The sequence below is a fragment of the Rhizobium sp. L51/94 genome, from assembly GCF_019355555.1.
Lineage (GTDB): Bacteria > Pseudomonadota > Alphaproteobacteria > Rhizobiales > Rhizobiaceae > Rhizobium > Rhizobium rhododendri.
The window spans coordinates 3,323,472-3,342,391 of record NZ_CP072141.1 but is presented as its reverse complement, the minus strand read 5'-3'; the positions used below and the strand labels follow the sequence as shown (position 1 = coordinate 3,342,391).

The following is an 18,920-nucleotide window of genomic DNA, read 5'->3' as shown; positions in this document are numbered from 1 at the left end:
TTCCTGCGCCTGCTGTAGGCCTTCGACGCAGGGCGGGCAAGGCCGCCGTGCACCGGAAGCGGCGATCAGTTTTCCGGGCTATCCATGTGATAACAGGCGGCAGTCTGGCCGGGGCGGACAGGCTCTGTCGCCGGCATGGCAGTGCGACAGATATCGGTGGCTTTCCAGCAGCGCGGCTCGAAAACGCAGCCGGGCGGCGGGTTCATCGGCGACGGCGGATCGCCCTGCAGGCGGATGCGCTTGCGGGTGCGGGCGACCTTTGGGTCCGGCACGGGGGCGGCCGAGAACAGCGCCTGGGTATAGGGATGGGCCGGACGCTGGAACACCGTGGCGCAATCGCCGGCTTCGACGATGCGGCCGAGATAGAGGACCAGTACGTCGTCCGAGATCAGCCGAACGACCGAGAGGTCGTGGCTGATGAAGATCAGCGTCAGTCCGAATTCCTTGCGCAACTTGCGCAGCAGCGAGATCACCTGGCCCTGGATGGAGACGTCGAGGGCTGAAACCGGCTCGTCGCAGATGATCAGTTTCGGGCGGGTGACAACGGCCCGCGCGATGCCGATGCGCTGCGCCTGGCCGCCGGAGAATTCATGCGAGTAGCGGTTGATCATTTCGGGCACCAGGCCGACGGCGGCCATGATCTCGCGGACGCGGTCCTGCCGTTCTGCGCGGCTGAGCTTCGGCTCGAACACGGTCAGCGGCTCGGCAATGATGTCGCCGACGGTCATGCGCGGATCGAGCGAGGCGATCGGGTCCTGGAAGATGATCTGCATGTCGCGACGGGCGGCGCGCATCTCCTCGCTCGACAGGTCGAGCAGGCTCTTGCCCTGCCAGAGGATGCGGCCCTTCTGCGCGTGGATCAGGCGCAGGATGGAGCGGCCGAGGGTCGACTTGCCGCAACCGGATTCGCCGACGATGCCGAGAGTCCGGCCAGCCTTGAGCTCGAAGCTGACGTCGTTGACGGCCGTCAGCATGGTAGCCGGCTTGAAGAAGGATTTCGACGGGATCTCGAACTGGGTCGTGAGGTGCTCGACCTTGAGCAGGGTCTGTTCAGCCATGGACGGGGCTCCGTTGCTGGTGACCAAGGAGGGGGTGGAAGCAGGCCGCGCTCCGCTGCGGTGCGAGAAGCCCCAACGGCGGCGGTGCATCGACGCAATCGTCCTCGACATGGGCGCAACGTGGCGAGAAGCTGCAGCCACGCGGCAGATGCTTGAGGTTCGGCGGCCGGCCGGGAATGACGGCGAGATCGTCGACATCCTGGTCGGGCCTCGGGATCGAGGCGTGGAGGGCGGCAGTATAGGGATGGGCCGGGTCGTCGAACAGGTCGTCCACCGGTGCGTCCTCGACGATGCCGCCGGCATACATGACGGCCACCCGCTCGGCGAGGCCGGCGACGACGCCGAGATCGTGGGTGATGATGACGAGCGCCGTTTTCATTTCCGACGTCAGGTCGCTGAAGAGGTCGAGGATCTGCGCCTGGATGGTCACGTCGAGCGCCGTCGTCGGCTCGTCGGCGATCAGCAGCTTCGGGCGGGTCAGCAGCGCCATGGCGATGACGATGCGCTGTCGCATGCCGCCTGACAGCTCGTGCGGATAGAGATTGAAGCGGCGATCCGGGTCAGGAATGCCGACGCGCTTCAGCATGTCGAGAGCGGTGGCGGAGGCGGCCCGTGCCGTCAGTCCACCGTGGACCTCGAGTTGCTCCGTTAGTTGCCGCGAGATCTTCAGCGTCGGATTGAGCGAGGTCATCGGGTCCTGGAAGACCATCGCCATGTCCTTGCCGCGGATCTGGTCGAGTTCGCGCGGCTTGAGGGAAAGCACGTCGCGACCTTCCAGCAGCGCCTGGCCGCTGGTGTGGCCGTTCTTCGCCAGCAATCCCATCAGGCCCAGGAAGGTCTGGCTCTTGCCGGAACCGCTTTCGCCGACGATGGCGATACGCTCGCCACGGCGGATGGTGAGGTTAAGCCCGTTGACGGCGGCGACATCGCCCTCCGGGGTCTGGAAGCGGATGGAGTAGTCCTTGAGTTCGAGCAGCGTTTCGCTCTTTTTGGCGTCCGACATGTCAGCGGTCCTTCGGGTCGAATGCGTCGCGCAGGCCGTCGCCGATGAAAAGCAGGCTCATCAGGAGGGCGACGAGGAAGACGGCGGGAAAGGCGAGCAGCCAGGGATCGGTTTCCATCGAGTTGGTGCCGTCGGCAATCAGCGTTCCGAGCGACGTCAGCGGCTCCTGCACGCCGAAACCGAGATAGGACAGAAAGCTCTCCGTCGCGATGATTTCCGGCACGGTCAGGGCGGCATAGATGACGACCGGGCCGACCAGGTTGGGCACAATGTGTTTCAGGATGATCTTGAACGGCCGCTGGCCGGATGCCCGTGCCGCCTCGATGAATTCGCGGTGCTTCAGCGACAGCGTCTGGCCGCGCACGATGCGGGCCATGGTCAGCCATTCCAGCGCGCCGATGGCGGCAAACAACAAGTAGACGTTGCGGCCGAAGATCACCATCAGCAGGATGACGAAGAGGATGTAGGGAAGGGCGTACATGATGTCGACGAAGCGCATCATGATGCTGTCCAGCTTGCCGCCGAAATAGCCTGACACGGCGCCGTAGAGGACGCCGATGATCACCGAGACGAGGGTGGCGACCAACGCCACGGCGAGCGAAACGCGCGTGCCGTAGAGGGTGCGCGCAAGCAGATCGCGGCCGTTCTGGTCGGTGCCGAAATAATGGCCGCTGGCGAAATCCGGAGGCGTGCGGAAGGCTGCCCAATCGGGATCCTCATAGCCGTACGGAATGAGGGCGGGGGCGATGAGGGCAGCCAGGATCAGCAGCGTCAGCACCACGAGGGAAATGGCAGCAGCCTTGTTGCGCAGCAGCCGGCGCATGGCGTCGCGGGTCAGCGACCGGCTTTCGGGAGCCAATCCTTCTGCAGCCCGCAATTCCTCTTCCAGCTGTTCGCGGCGAGCGAGATTGAGGATCATTGGGTTCTCACTTTCGGGTCAAGCCAGGCGTAGACGATATCAACGAGCAGGTTGAGCACGACGATCAGCGCCATGTAGAAAATCACCGTGCCGAGAACCATGCCGTAGTCGCGGTTGAGCGCGGCCGTGATGAAGTAGCGGCCGATGCCGGGCAGGCCGAAGATGCTTTCAACCACCAGCGATCCGGTCAGCAGGTAGCTGGCCGCCGGGCCGAGATAGGATATGACCGGCATCAGGGCTGGTTTCAGCGCGTGACGCATGACCGTTAGCCTCGGACCGATGCCTTTTGCCTTGGCAGTGCGGATGAAGTTCTGGTTCATCACCTCGATCATCGAGCCGCGCATCAGCCGCGATATCCGCGCCGCGTGGGGCAGCGACAGGACCGTGACGGGCAGGATCAGGAACTTGATCGAGCCGTCGCCCCAGCCGCCGACGGGCAGGATTCCGAGCTTGATGCCGAACAGCAGTTGCAGGATCGGCGCGATCAGGAAGCCGGGGAGAACGAGGCCGATCAGCAGGGTGCCGCCGAGCCAGTAATCGGCCTGCCGGTTCTGGTACAGCGCCCCGAGACAGCCGACGAGAACGCCGACCAGCACGGCGACGACAAAAGCGATGCTGCCGATGGTCAGTGTATAAGGCAGGCCGGACATGATCTGCTGGGTGACAGTGAAGTCCTGGTTGGCAAAGGAGGGGCCGAGATCGCCGTGGAGGACGTCGTACATGTAGATGAAGTACTGCTCGATCAGCGGCTTATCGAGGTTGTAATGAGCCGCCAGATTTTTCAGGATGACGGGCGGCAAAGGGCGCTCGCCATCGAAGGGCCCGCCCGGCGCCAGGCGCAGGACGAAAAAGCTCAGTGTCACGGCAATCCACATGACTGGGATTGTCGATAAAAGGCGACGGAATGCATATTTGATCATGGGCGTGGATAGGCTCCCTCCGGCAAGGCCAAAGGGAGCCCGTGTCCCTTACTCTTTGATTGACAGCCAGCGGGTACGGTGGATGTCCTGGATATTGTCTTCATATCCAGCGATCTTCGGCGACACCACGCTCTGCGACACATAGTAGTAGATCGGGATCGCAGCGCTGTCGTCGAGCGCGATCTGCTCGGCCTGCTTGAACAGGGCAGCACGCTTGTCGAGATCGGTCTCCGCATTCCCCTGCTTGAGCAGCGCATCGTATTCCGCATTGCTCCAGCGGCCGTAGTTCATGTCGACGCCCGTCGACAGGAGGTTGAGGAAGTTGATCGGGTCATTGTAGTCGGCGAGCCAGCCGGCGCGGCCGATTTCGACCTTGCCGTGCTGCATCTCGTCGTAATGCACCTTGGTCTCGGTGTTGTAGAGCTCGATTTCGACGCCGAGCGGCTTCCACATGGAGGCGATCGCGGCAGCGATGCGCTTGTGGTTGTCGTTGGTGTTATAGCGGAGCTGGGCGTGCAGCGGATGGTCCGGGCCGAAGCCTGCTTCCTTCAGCAGCTTCTTGGCTTCCTCGACCTTCTGGGCGTAGGGCTCGTCCTTCCACTTGATCTGGGCCGGCTCACCGTAATGGGCGGTGCCCGGCGGCACCCAGGAATACATCGGCAGTTCGCCGGTGCCGAGAACCTTCGGGCCGATGACTTCGCGGTTGACGGCCATCGACAGGGCCTGGCGGACGCGCTTGTCGTTGAACGGAGGCTTGGTGGCGTTGACGACGTAATAGTAGGTGCCGAGGAACGGCACAACGTGCGCCTGGCCGGGCATGTTGGTCTTCAGCCACTGGTACTGGTCTGCAGGGAAGGACGTCAGGATGTCGAATTCGCCGGCGCGGTAACGCTTGAGAGCGGCCGACTGGTCTTCCATGACGAAGAACTTCACGCCATCGATCTTGACGTTCTTGGCATCCCAGTACTGATCGTTCTTGACCGTCGTGACATAGGAGCCCGGGACCCATTCCGTCGGCTTGTATGGGCCGTTGGTGACGATGTTGCCGATCTTGACCCAGTCGGCGCCCTTGGCGTCGATGACGTGCTTGGGGAGAGGATAGGCGGTGTAGTGCGTCAGCGCATTGAGGAAATAGGGGGTTGCGTTGTCGAGGGTGATCTCGAGGGTCTTCGGGTCGATGGCCTTGACGCCGAGCTGGCTGAAATCGGTGATCTCACCCTTGTTGATCTTCTCGGCGTTCTTGATGGTGAACTGCAGGTAGGCGTATTCGGCAGCGTTCTTGGGATCGACGAGGCGCTGGAAGGCGAAGACGAAGTCCTCTGCCGTTACCGGCTGGCCATCGGACCACTTGATGCCGTCGCGCAGCTTAAACGTATAAACCTTGCCATCCGGAGAAATCGTCCAGCTTTCGGCCTGGCCCGGGATGGCGTTGTCCTTGGCGTCTTCGGTGGTGAGGCCCTCGAAGATGTCGCCGGCAATGCGGTTCTCGTAGTCGCTGGACATCTTTTGCGGATCGAGCGACTGGGGATCGCCACCGTTCTGGACGTTGAGCGTGGCGGCATGCGCCGACAGGGACAATAGCGATCCGACGAGCGCGGACGCGTAAAATACCTTGGTCAGATATGTCATGGAAGCCGATCTTTCTATGTTCGCCTTGTTAGCAAGGTCGTTCTTGTTCCCGCAGGTGAACTGGTCACGCAAGCAAGAGCGCAACGTATCGCAGCCTACCGACGATTCAACCCCTAAAACCGCGATATGGAAAACGACATGCATTTGTCTGTGGACGGCGTTTCTGTTGCTTTAACGAACCGTTCTGGGATGGGAATTCACCAGCGCGATTGTTTCGATTTGTAATTTTGCGGCCGCAGGCTAGTGTGCGGACACACCTGGATATTGAAGCGAAGGCGCATTGTTACATGAATTCAACGAGCGGAACGGCGGCGAAGGACTGGTGGCGTGGTGCGGTAATCTATCAGGTCTATCCGCGATCCTTCCAGGATACCAACAGCGACGGACTTGGCGACATCAAGGGCATCACGCTGCGTTTGCCCTACATCGCCTCGCTCGGGGTAGACGCGATCTGGCTGGCGCCGTTCTTCACCTCGCCGATGGCAGACATGGGGTACGATGTCTCCGACTATTGCGATGTCGACCCGATTTTCGGGACATTGGCCGATTTCGACGAGATGATGACCGCCGCCCATGCACTCGGGATCAAGGTGATTATCGACCAGGTGATCTCTCATACATCGGACGTCCATCCCTGGTTCGTCGAAAGCCGCACGAGCCGCGACAATCCGAAAGCCGACTGGTACGTCTGGGCCAACCCCAAGCCAGACGGCACGGCGCCGAACAACTGGCTGTCGATTTTCGGCGGCCCCGGCTGGGAGTGGGATGGTATCCGCCGCCAGTACTACCAGCACAATTTTCTGACCTCGCAGCCGGATCTCAATTTCCACAACCCGCGTGTCCAGGATGCGGTGCTTGCCGCCGTCAAATTCTGGCTCGACCGCGGTGTCGACGGATTTCGTCTGGATACGGTGAACTACTACTTCTGCGACAAGCAACTGCGCGACAATCCGCCGGCCTTGCCGAGCGACGATGCCGCCGGTCTGGATGCTCCCGATACCAATCCCTACGGCATGCAGAGCCACCTTTATGACAAGACGCAGCCGGAAAATATCGGCTTCCTGAAGCGGCTGCGAGCGCTGCTCGACACCTATGAGAACCGCGCGACCGTCGGCGAGGTCGGCGATGGCGCCCGCTCGTTGCAGACGCTGGCTGCCTATACGTCCGGCGGCGACAAGCTGCACATGTGCTACACGTTCGACCTGCTCGGGCCGGAATTCACGCCGGCGCATTTCCGTCGCTGCGTCAGCGCCTTCCAGGAGAGCGTTACCGACGGCTGGGTCTGCTGGGCGTTCTCCAACCACGACGTCGTTCGCCATTCCAGCCGTTTTGCCGAGACGGAGGCCGAGCGGGCTCGTGTCGCAAAACTTGCGATCTCGCTGCTCGCGACTTTGCGGGGCTCGATCTGCCTCTATCAGGGTGAGGAGCTCGGACTACCCGAAGCCGACCTTGCCTTTGAGGACCTGCGAGATCCCTACGGCATCCGCTTCTGGCCGGCCTTCAAGGGGCGCGACGGATGCCGGACGCCCATGCCCTGGGAAGCGGCCCGCGTTCATGCGGGCTTCTCGACAGCGGAGAAGTCGTGGCTGCCGGTGCCATACCAGCATGCGACACTGGCGGTCGACCGGCAGGAGGAGGATGGCTCTTCCGTGCTCGCCCACTATCGCCAGACGCTGGCATTCCGACGACAGCACCCGATGCTGTTCGACGGCGACCTGACTTTCCTCGCCACAAACGAGGATGTGCTCGCCTTCACGCGGGAAAAGAATGGCGAAACGCTGGTCTTCGTTTTCAATCTCGGACGGACGATGATCGAACTTTCGCTGCCACAGGGGCTGACGGTCAAGGCTGCCATGCCGATGCCCGGCTTCAACCCGAAATCGACACCGACGACAGTGACGCTGGAGGCGATGGATGTGTTTTGCGGGCTGGTGTGAAAAAAGTCAGCGCAGCAGCTTGTCGTAGTCTGTGTGGGATCCAATCCAGAACCAGATGATGGTCTGGCCGTCTTGCGCTGCAAGAGCCCTCCACGACAAGCCCACTCGGGCGGACCAAAGGTTGCCGACCTTCTTGAAATGAAGAGAAGGATGCATCGGGCTTGTCTTCAATAATTCGAAATTTTGGTCAGCCACCTTCTGCACACGTTCTGGCAGAGCCTCGTATGCCTGCCAGAATTCAGCAGTGGCGACGTGCCTCAAAGCGGCCTGGTCTTCCCTGACCGAAATGCGGAAAGGGCGCCAGCTGCCAGCCGATCGAGCTTTCCGTCTTTCTCGTCTGCCTCAATGCGACCGTCCCACCGCCTGGCTTGCAAGGCCTCGAACCAGTTACTGAAGGCCTCGAATTCCGTGGGATCGAGTTCCTCGACGGTCCGCTCTATATGCTCAAGCTTTTTCATTTGTGCTCCAGCGGCCTCGCCAGTCCGATGCTGGCGTAGGTTAGATATCCAGCATCCTGGTGACGATGAACATGGACGGAAGATACCACCAAACAAGCATGGCTTGAAGGCCCTGCAGGCCCGTTTACCCGATCAGCCTGAATGCATCGACATCCACCAGTCCCCTGTCCGAAATCTTCAGGTGGGGGATGACGGGGAGGGGCAGGAAGGCCAGTTGCAGGAAGGGCTCCTGCAGTGTCGAGCCCACCGCAAAAGCAGCGTTGCGCAGGTGATGCAAGGTGTCGCGGACGCGCTCGTAGGGTTCCAGGCTCATCAGGCCGGCGATCGGCAGCGCGATCTCGCCGGTGATCCTGCCGTCCTCGACGACGACGAAGCCGCCCTTGATCTCGCTCAGGCGCTGCACGGCCTGTGCCATGTCGTCCTCGCTGACGCCGACGACGCAGATGTTGTGGCTGTCATGGCCGACAGTCGAGGCGATGGCGCCCTTCTTCAGCCCAAAACCCTGGACGAAGGCGTTGGCGTGATTGCCGTTCTTGCCGTGCCGCTCAATGACGGCGACCTTGATGATATCGCGGGCAAGGTCGACGGTCGTCTGGTTGCCGACCGAGGGCAGGCGGAAGCGGCGATGCTCGGTGATGATCTTGCCGGGTAGCACGCCGATGACGGAGGTTTCGCCATCGGTGAAGGGGACACCGAAATCGGCAGCATTGACCGTGCGCGCCTTGACGCTGTCGAGGCCGACGGGAGCGATGCTTTTGCGGGTGGCAAACAGCGCATCGGTCACCAGCCTGCCGCCGGCAAAGACCATGCCTGCCTTGCAGCTTTCGAGGCTGTCGACCACCACCAGATCGGCGCGCCAGCCGGGCGCCACCAGTCCGCGATCGCGCAGACCGAAGGCCCGGGCCGCCGAGATCGAGGCGGCGCGATAGATCGCCAGTGGCTCGACGCCGGCGGCGATGGCCGTACGGATCATGTAGTCGAGATGGCCCTGCTCAGCGATGTCGAGAGGATTGCGGTCGTCGGTGCAGAGGGCGATGAAGGGCGAAAGGCGCTCGGTGATAATAGGCATCAGCGCGTGCAGGTCCTTGGATACGGAGCCTTCTCGCACCAGGATATGCATGCCCTTGCGGATTTTCTCCATGGCCTCTTCTGCGGATGTCGCCTCGTGTTCCGTGCGGATGCCGGCTGCGATGTAGCCGTTCAGGTCGTTGCCTCTGAGGAGAGGGGCATGGCCATCGATATGATCGCCCTGGAAGGCTTCCAGCTTGGCCATGCAGATCGGATCCTTGTGGATCACGCCCGGGAAATTCATGAACTCGGCGAGGCCAATGACCTTTTCATGGTCGCGGAACGGCGATAGCCGCTCGATCGGCAGATCGGCGCCCGAAGTTTCCAGATGGGTGGCGGGCACGCAGGACGACAATTGGACGCGGATGTCCATGATCGTCTCGAGCGCCGAATCGAGGAAGAACTGGATGCCTTCGGTGCCAAGCACGTTGGCAATTTCGTGCGGATCGCAGATGACTGTCGTCACGCCGTAGGGCAGCACGCAACGGTCGAACTCGTGCGGTGTCACTAGCGAGGATTCGATGTGCAGGTGCGTATCGATGAAGCCGGGCACGACGATGCGGCCGGTGATGTCGATCTCCTCGACGCCGATGTAGTCGCCGCAGGTGCCGACGATGCGGTCGCCGCAGATGGCGATGTCGGAGGCGACGAGCTCGCCCGTCACCAGATCGAAGAACCTCCCGCCCTTGAGGACGATGTCTGCAGGCTTTCTGCCGACACCCTGGTCGATGAAGTCTTCGAGAGGTTTGGTCATGGCGATGCGCTTTCAATCAGTATGGACGTTCGTCGCGAGTCTAGCCTGTAATCAGCCAGCCGGGGAGTGAAATATTGTCAGCGCCGGGCGGCACCTGACGTGCATCCCCGCGACCGCTCCTGTTTCAAGGTCTGTTAAATTAGATGTTCGATATCAAGCTTGTTAAGCTTTCTATTGTATACGTCGGCCTTTAGAAGGTTTGATGATTGCAGAAGGATGCCAGGCCGATGATTGAAGATGGCTTGGATTCGCCGAATTTGATGGCCGGCTCAGCCGATGCGCTGTCGTGCTCCGGATGCTGAAGCGTATCGCTCTCGATCAGGTGCGGGCCGGAATGTTCATCGAGGACATGGAGGGTAGTTGGGCAAGCAATCCCCTGCAGAAGCGGCGGTTCGTTCTCGATGCCGTCGCTGCGAGACAGCTCCGGTCAAGCAAGGTCAGCGGCGTCGTGATCAATACCGCCAGGGGCGCCGACCTGTCATCGGCCCCAGCGTCAGACAACCGCCATGGCGGGGCTGGCGAGATCTGCCTGCAGCAAGCCGCTGCCGCAATGCAGACCGTGCGACAGTCGGTAACTCAACTCAAGGATCTGTTTTCGTCAGCTGCCAGCGACGGCCCGGTGAGCGTCGATCAGACCAAGGCGATTGCGAGAGCAATCTCTAAGTCGGTCGATGACAACCCCGCAGTCTTCATCAGTGTCACCCGCCTGAAGGACAAGGATGAGGCGACGTTTGTCCATTCGGTCGCGGTTAGCGCGCTGATGATCCATTTCGGCCGCTATCTCCGACTGGACGAGGCAACCGTCGAATTGCTCGGCGTCGCTGGATTGTTGCACGACATCGGCAAGATCAAGGTGCCCCGCTCGATCCTCTGCAAGCCCGGCGTGCTGGATGAAGCCGAGACGCGCGTAATGCGCGACCACCCAATGCTGGGTTACGATATTCTGACCCAGCAGGAAGACATCCAGCCAATGGTCACGGACATCTGCCGCCACCACCATGAGCGCGTCGACGGCAAGGGTTACCCGGACAAGCTCTCGGGCCGCAGCCTGACCTACTTTTCGCGGCTGGCCGCGATCTGCGACGTCTATGATGCCGTCACCTCGGTCAGGCCCTACCGGAAGCCCTGGTCTTCAGGAGAGGCGCTGAAGTGGATGCTCAAGCGAGACGGCCATTTCGACCGCCAACTGCTCAACAAATTCATCCTCTGCCTCGCTGTGTCCCAGCCGGTGCAGCCGTAGCGTCAGCCTCCAGACTCTTCTGGCATCGTTTTGCCGAGAAAGTCCAAGATGAGCTCCAGCACTTGCCTATGAATGGCTTCCCGATCCCGCCCGCCGGCATCTTGACAGACGATTCCGTCGCCCGGAGATTGTTGCTCGATCTTCCCAGCGGCGCCAGGTTTGCATAACTGCATAAAACTGAAGTGCAGGGCTCCGGGTATCGTCATGTAGGTCGTCGATATCTGCGGCAATTGGGCTGCCAGATACGCGGAGTCCTTGTTTGTGGCCGCGATCATCGCGGCCCTTGCGACGTCTGTGCCGATATCCTCCCCCGCTGCGAGCACCAAAATGGGGATTTGTACTGCAGCGAGGCTTTGCTGAGTAAAGCCCCGGGACGGCCCGAGGTCGAGGGAGACAACGGCCCTAAATTTCTGGTCCTTCATGCCTGTGCCGACCAAGTGCGAAGCGTTCGCAGGGTCTCGCAAGCCAAGGGATTCGAAGACTTTGCACGCGACGGTACCAAACTGCTCTGCGCAGTGGGTCATGAGGAGAGCGGGGTCGAACTGTCCGCCGGCGAGTTCGACAACCGTCCAGCCGCCAAGTGAGTGGCCAATACCAGCGATTCTGTGCGCGTCAATCTTGCCTCCCAAACTCGCATCTTCCAGCATCGCACTGGCAACTCGACTGAGGTCTTCGGGCCGTCTCCAGAGTTTTGCGGCCTCCTCGGGTCGGCGGTCAAATGTCGTCGTGCCGGGATGGTCGGGGGCAGCCACGACATAGCCGTTGGAGACAAGCGCCGCTGCAATCCAGGCGAGATTTCGCCAGCTTCCCCCGTAGCCGTGAGACAACACGACCAGCGGGTGAATTCCTGCTTTAATTGCCCCGTTCAATATAACGCGCTGGCCATAAAATGCGGGTGTTTCTCCGACAACCGTCGCCTGCTGTCCCGTGTCCGTCGGATACCATATTGCGATCTGCAGTGGTCGTTGGGGTTCATCACCCGCAAGCGTTGTCTGCCGAAAGCCCACATCGTCGGATGCATGGGCCGAGCAAGAAGCCACGAGTAAAAGAAGGAGGATGAAAATTCGGTTCAGCATTAAGCGCTCCCATTGTTTGGAAGCAAGTTCCTGCCAGTAAAGCCTGACAGCGGAGACCGATAACGCGATCGAGGTCGTTCGCTGGTAACGAAAAGGCGGGCCGAGATCTCGTCGCGACCCGCTTCTAGGCTACCTTCAGATATTGTTCTGCAGAACCTCCCGCAGGGTGCTGAAGATCTGGTCGATGTGGTGTTTTTCGATGATCAGCGGCGGGGAGAGGGCGATGATGTCGCCGGTGGTGCGGATGAGCAGGCCTTTCTCGTAGGCTTTGAGGAAGGCGCTGAAGGCGCGCTTGGTCGGCTCGCCGGCGATCGGGGCAAGCTCGATGGCGCCGATCAGTCCGATGTTGCGGATGTCGATGACATGGGGGCAATCCCTCAGCGAGTGGATTGCCTCCTCCCAGTAGGACGCAAGTTCGGCGCCGCGTGTCAGAAGGCCCTCGTCCCTGTATGTGTCGAGCGTGCCGAGCGCTGCGGCACATGCCATCGGGTTGCCCGAATAGGTGTAGCCATGGAAGAATTCGATCATGTGCTCGGGGCCGTTCATGAACGCATCGTGGATCTCCGAGGTCACGAACACGGCGCCCATCGGGATGACGCCGTTGGTCAATCCCTTGGCCGTCACCATCATGTCAGGCATGACGTCGAAATAGTCTGCTGCAAAGGGGGTGCCGAGGCGACCGAAGCCGGTGATGACCTCGTCAAAGATCAACAGGATACCGTGCTTGGTGCAGATCTCACGCAGCTTTTTCAGGTAGCCCTTCGGTGGCAGGATCACGCCGGTCGAGCCGGACACCGGTTCGACGATGACGGCGGCGATGGTCGAGGCGTCGTGCAGGGTGACGATACGCTCCAGTTCGGAGGCGATGTCGCCGCCGAATTCCGGCTGTCCTTTGGTAAAGGCGTTCTTGTCCGGAAAATGGGTGTGCGGCATGTGGTCGACGCCGGTGAGCAATGTGCCGAACATCTTGCGGTTGGAGACGATGCCGCCGACCGAGATACCACCGAAATTGACGCCGTGGTAGCCGCGCTCTCGGCCGACCAGGCGGAAGCGCGAGCCGTTGCCCTTGACCCGGTGATAGGCCAGCGCGACCTTCAGGGCCGTCTCGACCGACTCCGAGCCGGAGTTGGTATAGAGGACATGGTTCATGCCTTCGGGTGCGAGGTCGACCAGCCGGTTGGCGAGTTCGAAGGCCTTGGGATGGCCAAGCTGGAAGGCCGGGGCATAGTCGAGCTCGCCTGCCTGCTGGCGGATCGCCTCGGTGATCTTCGGCCGACAATGGCCGGCATTGACGCACCAGAGACCGGCCGTGCCGTCCAGCACCTGGCGCCCGTCGTGGCTCGTGTAGTGCATGTCCTTGGCGCCGACGAAAAGCCGTGGCTCCGATTTGAACTGGCGGTTTGCCGTGAACGGCATCCAGAAAGCCCTGAGATCGTTGGGCGCTGCGTTCATACGGTCGGACATGCTGTTCTCCACGGCCGCTGGTCATCCGGATCGGCGACGCAGCTCATTATTTATCGTTCGGTCAAAATATCAGCCGGCCCGAGGTCGTCAAGCCGATGCCGGCATTTATAACGCCGCGATCTGGGATGATCGATCGGCCTGAACGAAAAAGACCGGCAAGGGGAACTTGCCGGTCCAGTCTGCAATCATACTCGGCGCAAAAACAGGCGCGGGCGCCTGTTGTCGAACCTGAAACAATTCACCGTCGAAAGCCAATCTCCGGCCGTCAGGCAGCAGATTTGCTTTTTTCGGCCTCGCTATAAATATCCTCCAGAGTCGACAGAACCTTCATGACGGGTTCGGAAGAACTGGAGTAGTAAATCGTTTGAGCATCACGTCTCGTCTTGACCAATTTCTGTGCCCGCAGCTTGGACAGGTGCTGCGACAGGGCGGATTGGCTAAGCCCTACCTGGGTTGCGAGAACGCCAACCGGCACCTCGCCCTTGACCAGGCTGCACAGGATCATGAGTCTTTTCGGATTGGCCATTGCGGACAGCAGGGCTGCCGCCACGGTGGAATGGTCGGACAAATTAATTGTTTTCATTTTTTCAAATCTTCCCAATGCGGATCGTACATCAGAAGCGGGTGAATATCTCATTGGCGAAATCAACTGACGCCGAAAGATACTAAATCGCGGCAAAGATTGTATATACCTAAATTTAAGGTACTCGGTTTGCTATTTTAGCGATAACGAATTCTAGATCCGCAAGATCTTGTACCGGCTCGCTAAACTCGTAGCGAAGCAGCTTATCCCCCCAAAAAAGGTCGAAACCAGCCAAATCCGCGCCATATATGTGGCACGCTTCGTGTTTTTCAAGCTTTAACGTGGCTGCAATATGGGTTGCAAGGTGTGGGTATGCACCCAGCAAATCTTGTACTCCCGCACGCCAAACGGCCGCCTCCGGCTCTGGCAGAACGCCACGAATCACCAGGTCGTCGCCACTCAGCCGATAGGCTTTTCCAAAGCCGCCGTTCAGGCTTGCGGCCTGCGGAACCAGACGGAAAAACTGGAAATCCGTAAAATCTATATAGAGCCTGGCGCGGGGATGACGGGCGAGAAACCGGTCGCGAAGCAGATGATGTTCGCGTGTGTCGCGTGCAACTTGTTCCCCCAGGCACTCGACGCTGAGGCGCGCATGGGCGAGGGGATCGCCCTTGCCGGGCTCTCCCGTCAGGAGCGATGCGCGCGGATCTGCCTGGAGCGCCTTGGTGTGGGCTGAAAGCGTGGAGACGAGGATTACCGGCACACCATCCCAAGCGGTGCCGACCAGCACGCGACTGATGGCTGGAAAACCGGTGTCGGGGGCGATGACGGCCATTGCCGCATAAGGCGCCGACCGCATCAGGATGCGGCCAAGCCTGCGCGCATCCTCATCCGTCTCGCGGAGCACGGAGCGTGGTTTTTCAGTCGCCAACTGTCTCCTCCGATACTCCGCTTCTGGCCGGGCCTACCCTCGGGTGCGCCTCTAGCGACGATGGCTGGTGAGGCCGGCAACCACGTCCTGCGCGGTGATGGTGCCGATGATCGCGCCGTTATCGACAATGCCGATGCTGCCGGGCTGGCGGGCGAGGGCATCGAGAATGTCGATCAGCGGCGTCGAGGCCTTTGCCGTTGCGGTCACGGTGCCCGGCGTGGCGGAGTGGCCGACGCCCGGCTGCATGACGTCCCCGGCCGTCAGCATGCTGATCGGGTTCATGTGCTGGACGAAGTCGGCGACATACTGGTCGGCCGGGTTCCTGACGATCTCCTGTGGCGTGCCGCACTGGATGATCCGGCCGCCTTCCATGATGGCGATGCGATTGCCGATGCGAAACGCCTCGTCGAGATCGTGGCTGACAAACAGGATGGTCTTCTTGAGCCGCCGCTGAAACTCCAGAAGCTCGTCCTGCAGCCGGGTGCGGATCAGGGGGTCGAGGGCCGAGAAGGGTTCGTCCATCAGCAGGATCGGCGCGCCGGTGGCAAAGGCGCGGGCAAGGCCGACACGCTGCTGCATGCCGCCGGAGAGTTCGTTGACGCGGCGGCCGGCCCATTGCGTCAGGTTGACCAGTTCCAGCTGCTCGGCCACGCGCTCCTTGCGCTCGATCTCCGGCACGCGGGCGAGTTCGAGGCCGAAACCAATGTTGTCCGCCACCGTCCGCCACGGTAGCAGCGCGAATTGCTGGAACACCATGGAGACCGTGTGCATGCGCAGGTCGCGCAATGCCTTGGCGCTGCACTTGTAGGGATCTATCGGTCCGTCCTTGCTCTCCACGGTGACACCGCCGCGCACAACGGGTGCAAGGCCGTTGACGGCGCGCAACAGCGTCGATTTGCCGGAGCCGGACAGCCCCATCAAGACGAGGATTTCGCCTTCCTCGATCTCGAGCGAGGCATTGGCGACGCCGAGGACGAGGCCCGTCTGGGCGCCGATCTCGTCGCGCGTCCTGCCCTGGTCCACCAGCGCCATGGCTGCCTGCGGGCGGTCGCCGAAGACGATGCTGACATTGTCGAACTTGACCACGGCCGTCATACGGTTTCCCCTTCGTCGAAGAATTTGAAGGTGCGGTCGAGGACGATCGCCAGAATGACGATGCTCATGCCGGAATCAAAGCCCATGGGCACGTTCATCTGACCGAGCGCGCGCTGGACGAGCGCGCCGAGACCGGCAGCGCCGACCATCGAGGCGATGACCACCATCGACAGCGAGAGCATGATCGTCTGGGTGACGCCAGCCATGATCTGAGGCAGGGCAAAGGGTAGCTCCACCTTGGTCAGCACCTGCAGCGGGGCCGCGCCAAATGCCTGTGCGGCCTCGATCAGTGCCGGCGGCGTCGAGATGATGCCCAATCGTGTCAGCCGGATCGGTGCGGGCACCGCGAAGATCACGGTGGCCACCAGGCCAGAGACGGCGCCGAGGCCGAAAAGGATAAGGGCTGGAATCAGATAGACGAAGGTGGGAATGGTCTGCATGAGGTCGAGAATCGGCCGCAATATGGTGTAGAACCAGGCTCGTCGCGCGGCCAGGATGCCGAGAGGGACGCCGATCACCATCGACACGAGCGTCGCCGCCAGCACCAGAGCGAGAGTTTCCATCGCCTCCGTCCAGTAGAGCTGGTTGTAGATCAGCAGCATCCCGAGGGCGGTGAAGATCACCACGCCGACATGGCGGCGGATCAGCCAGGAAATCAGGCAGAATACGGCGATCATGAAAAAGGGGTAATAGGCCTCGAAGGCGGTGCCCTCGGTAAAAGTGCCGAGCAGCACGTAAAGCAAACCGTCGATAGCGCCGCCGAGAATGGCGGAGACAGTGTCGAAGAAGCCGCTGAGGTTTCCCGTCAGCCAGTCGACGACGACCTGTGCGCCCTTGCCGATCTGGATCTTGTTGTTTTCGTCAAGTAGCCATGTATGGAGCCAATCCATCGCGTTCCCTCGCTGAGATCTGCAGCACCGGATAGATGCGCGTCACAGCCTTCACTCCGTGATGGCTGAAGCGGTGACACGCGTTGTTTCCGGCAAGAATAAGGACGGCGGGGCCGCCCTTTCTGCTGTCGGGCTCAGAGGCCGAGCGACTTCTTCACGGCCGCTTCTGCATCACCGCCATCGGCGGTCGTCACGCCTGCAAGCCATGGCTTGATGGTCTCAGGATGGGCTTTCAGCCATATCTTGGCGGCGGCCTTACCCTGCAGGCCCTTGTCCATGATGAGACCCATGATCTCGTTTTCCATGGGCAGCGTGAAGGAGAGGTTCTGCAGGAACTTGCCGACGTTCGGGCATTCGGCGACATAGCCGGCGCGGGTGTTGGTGAAGACATTGGCGCCGCCGAAATTCGGCCCGAAAACGTCATCGCCACCGGTCAGGTAGGTCATCTTGTATTTGGTGTTCATCGGGTGAGGGGCCCAGCCGAGGAAGATGATCGGCTTCTTCGACTTGTCGAGCTTGGTCACCTGGGACAGCATGCCCTGCTCGGAGGATTCAATGACTTTGAAATCCTTCTCGTCGAGGCCGTACTTGTGACCCTTGATCATGTCCAGCACCAGCTTGTTGCCGTCATTGCCGGGCTCGATGCCGTAGATCTTGCCGTCCAGTTCCTTTTCGTGCTTGGCGATGTCGGAGAAGTCCTTGATGCCGAGTTTGCTGCCGAATTCATTGGTGGCGAGCGTGTACTTGGCGCCTTCAAGGTTGGCGCGAACCGTGTCGATCGTCTTGGCGTCCGTATACGGCTTGATCATCGGCGCCTGCGACGGCATCCAGTTGCCGAGGAAAACGTCGAGCTGCTTGTTGGCAAGCGACTGGAACACGATCGGAACGTCGAGATCCTTGATGTCGGTCTTATAGCCGAGTGCGTCGAGGATGTAGGTTGCAGTCCCGGTCGTGGCCTGGATGTCGGTCCAGCTGACTTCGGCGAAATGGACGGTCGAACAACTTGCCGGCTCCGCCGCCGATGCGACAGAGGGGGCGATGACCGCTGAAAAAAGCGCGGTGCTGAGGCTTAAAGTGAACAAAGTCAATTTCATCATTGTGTACTCCCAGTTTTACGTTCCCAAGCAATCACCAATAACCGACATTTACAAGCGGTCTCGCTGCATTTGCGGCGCTTTGGCGGTATGGAATGCGACACCTCCAATTTTCACAGTGCTTGATGCGCAGGCATTTGCACGCTGTGGAGCCAGCCGGCGTGATTTCCTGTGGCTTACGTCAGCCATGGCTTTCCTTCGGCGCTTCGCGATTCCATGAAGTGCGCAAAGGAGACGTTGATGGCGAAGCTGTATTTTCACTATTCCGCAATGAATGCCGGCAAATCGACGATGCTGCTGCAGGCGTCCTACAACTATCAGGAGCGCGGCATGCGCACGGCGATCCTGATCGCAGCTTTCGATCACCGGGCCGGCAGCGGCAAGATTGCCTCGCGCATCGGCCTCGAGGCCGATGCCGTGCCCTTCGACCGGGATGACGACCTGTTTGCGACAATCGAAGCAATGCACGCCGAGGGTCCGCTTGCCTGCGTCTTCGTCGACGAGGCGCATTTCATGACGGCGCCGCAGATCTGGCAACTGGCGCATGTCGTCGACCGCCTCAACATTCCTGTCATGGTCTACGGACTGCGCACGGATTTTCGTGGCAAGCTGTTTCCGGGCTCGCAGGAACTGCTGGCCATCGCCGACGAGCTGCGCGAAGTTCGGACGATCTGCCATTGCGGGCGAAAGGCTACCATGGTGGTGCGCTTCGACAGCGACGGCAAGGTGCTCCACGAGGGCGCGCAGATCGAGGTCGGCGGTAACGAGCGATATGTCTCGCTCTGCCGTCGCCATTGGGAAGAGGCGATGGGCGACGTCTGAGGTCAAACGCTCTGGCGGCTGGACCGTTATGCGTTGAGC

Annotated in this window: 17 protein-coding genes; 3 read left to right on the top strand and 14 right to left on the bottom strand. The window is 60.9% G+C overall.

Features of this window, described 5'->3' with window-relative positions:
* Window positions 1–65: 65 nt before the first annotated feature.
* From J5274_RS16265 to J5274_RS16245, 5 genes are read right to left on the bottom strand one after another with little or no spacing between them, the layout of a single operon-like run.
* Entirely contained in the window at window positions 66–1,058 is a 993-nt protein-coding gene (locus tag J5274_RS16265; protein ID WP_142823400.1) for an ABC transporter ATP-binding protein, read from the bottom strand.
* On the bottom strand, window positions 1,051–2,061 hold the full coding sequence (locus J5274_RS16260; RefSeq protein WP_219274679.1) for an ABC transporter ATP-binding protein: 1,011 nt from the start codon (window positions 2,059–2,061) through the stop codon (window positions 1,051–1,053). Before J5274_RS16260 ends, J5274_RS16265 begins: the two co-directional genes overlap by 8 nt.
* Window position 2,062: 1 nt before the next feature.
* Window positions 2,063–2,980 (bottom strand): ABC transporter permease subunit, encoded by a 918-nt coding sequence (locus J5274_RS16255; RefSeq protein WP_142823398.1) that lies wholly within the window; start codon window positions 2,978–2,980, stop codon window positions 2,063–2,065.
* Window positions 2,977–3,900, bottom strand: a complete 924-nt coding sequence (locus J5274_RS16250; RefSeq protein ID WP_111222638.1) for an ABC transporter permease subunit — start codon at window positions 3,898–3,900, stop codon at window positions 2,977–2,979. Before J5274_RS16250 ends, J5274_RS16255 begins: the two co-directional genes overlap by 4 nt.
* Before the next feature lie 48 nt (window positions 3,901–3,948).
* A complete protein-coding gene (locus J5274_RS16245; RefSeq protein WP_142823397.1) occupies window positions 3,949–5,529 on the bottom strand; it encodes a peptide ABC transporter substrate-binding protein in 1,581 nt (526 codons plus the stop codon).
* 287 nt (window positions 5,530–5,816) lie between these two features.
* On the opposite strand from J5274_RS16245, the gene J5274_RS16240 reads away from it, so the two are divergent.
* A complete protein-coding gene (locus tag J5274_RS16240; RefSeq protein WP_219274678.1) occupies window positions 5,817–7,466 on the top strand; it encodes an alpha-glucosidase in 1,650 nt (549 codons plus the stop codon).
* Window positions 7,467–7,723: 257 nt separating this feature from the next.
* Here J5274_RS16240 and J5274_RS16235 read toward each other — a convergent pair whose 3' ends face one another.
* Complete coding sequence (locus J5274_RS16235; protein WP_142823394.1) at window positions 7,724–7,924, bottom strand: hypothetical protein; 201 nt, start codon at window positions 7,922–7,924, stop codon at window positions 7,724–7,726.
* A 124-nt stretch (window positions 7,925–8,048) separates the two neighbouring features.
* The gene (gene ade / locus J5274_RS16230; RefSeq protein WP_219274677.1) at window positions 8,049–9,746 is read right to left on the bottom strand and encodes an adenine deaminase; all 1,698 of its coding nucleotides are present in this window, start codon (window positions 9,744–9,746) and stop codon (window positions 8,049–8,051) included.
* A 295-nt stretch (window positions 9,747–10,041) separates the two neighbouring features.
* On the opposite strand from ade, the gene J5274_RS16225 reads away from it, so the two are divergent.
* Window positions 10,042–10,986: an HD-GYP domain-containing protein gene (locus J5274_RS16225; protein WP_142823392.1), complete on the top strand. Its 945-nt coding sequence runs from the start codon at window positions 10,042–10,044 to the stop codon at window positions 10,984–10,986.
* A 2-nt stretch (window positions 10,987–10,988) separates the two neighbouring features.
* On the opposite strand, the gene J5274_RS16220 is transcribed toward J5274_RS16225, so the two are convergent.
* From J5274_RS16220 to J5274_RS16190, 7 genes are all read right to left on the bottom strand, one after another.
* On the bottom strand, window positions 10,989–12,062 hold the full coding sequence (locus J5274_RS16220; RefSeq protein ID WP_142823391.1) for an alpha/beta fold hydrolase: 1,074 nt from the start codon (window positions 12,060–12,062) through the stop codon (window positions 10,989–10,991).
* 135 nt (window positions 12,063–12,197) lie between these two features.
* Entirely contained in the window at window positions 12,198–13,526 is a 1,329-nt protein-coding gene (locus tag J5274_RS16215; RefSeq protein ID WP_142823390.1) for an aspartate aminotransferase family protein, read from the bottom strand.
* A 265-nt stretch (window positions 13,527–13,791) separates the two neighbouring features.
* On the bottom strand, window positions 13,792–14,109 hold the full coding sequence (locus tag J5274_RS16210; RefSeq protein ID WP_142823389.1) for a helix-turn-helix transcriptional regulator: 318 nt from the start codon (window positions 14,107–14,109) through the stop codon (window positions 13,792–13,794).
* A 115-nt stretch (window positions 14,110–14,224) separates the two neighbouring features.
* Window positions 14,225–14,980: a HugZ family protein gene (locus tag J5274_RS16205; RefSeq protein ID WP_224127765.1), complete on the bottom strand. Its 756-nt coding sequence runs from the start codon at window positions 14,978–14,980 to the stop codon at window positions 14,225–14,227.
* 51 nt (window positions 14,981–15,031) lie between these two features.
* Window positions 15,032–16,075, bottom strand: coding sequence for a choline ABC transporter ATP-binding protein (choV, locus tag J5274_RS16200; protein ID WP_142829270.1), 1,044 nt, complete (start codon window positions 16,073–16,075; stop codon window positions 15,032–15,034).
* Window positions 16,072–16,965, bottom strand: coding sequence for a choline ABC transporter permease subunit (gene choW / locus J5274_RS16195; protein WP_142823387.1), 894 nt, complete (start codon window positions 16,963–16,965; stop codon window positions 16,072–16,074). Before choW ends, choV begins: the two co-directional genes overlap by 4 nt.
* 134 nt (window positions 16,966–17,099) lie before the next feature.
* Complete coding sequence (locus J5274_RS16190) at window positions 17,100–18,062, bottom strand: choline ABC transporter substrate-binding protein (protein WP_142829272.1); 963 nt, start codon at window positions 18,060–18,062, stop codon at window positions 17,100–17,102.
* A gap of 237 nt (window positions 18,063–18,299) precedes the next feature.
* Between J5274_RS16190 and J5274_RS16185 the strand changes: the two genes are divergently transcribed.
* Entirely contained in the window at window positions 18,300–18,881 is a 582-nt protein-coding gene (locus J5274_RS16185) for a thymidine kinase (RefSeq protein WP_142829274.1), read from the top strand.
* Window positions 18,882–18,920: the final 39 nt, after the last annotated feature.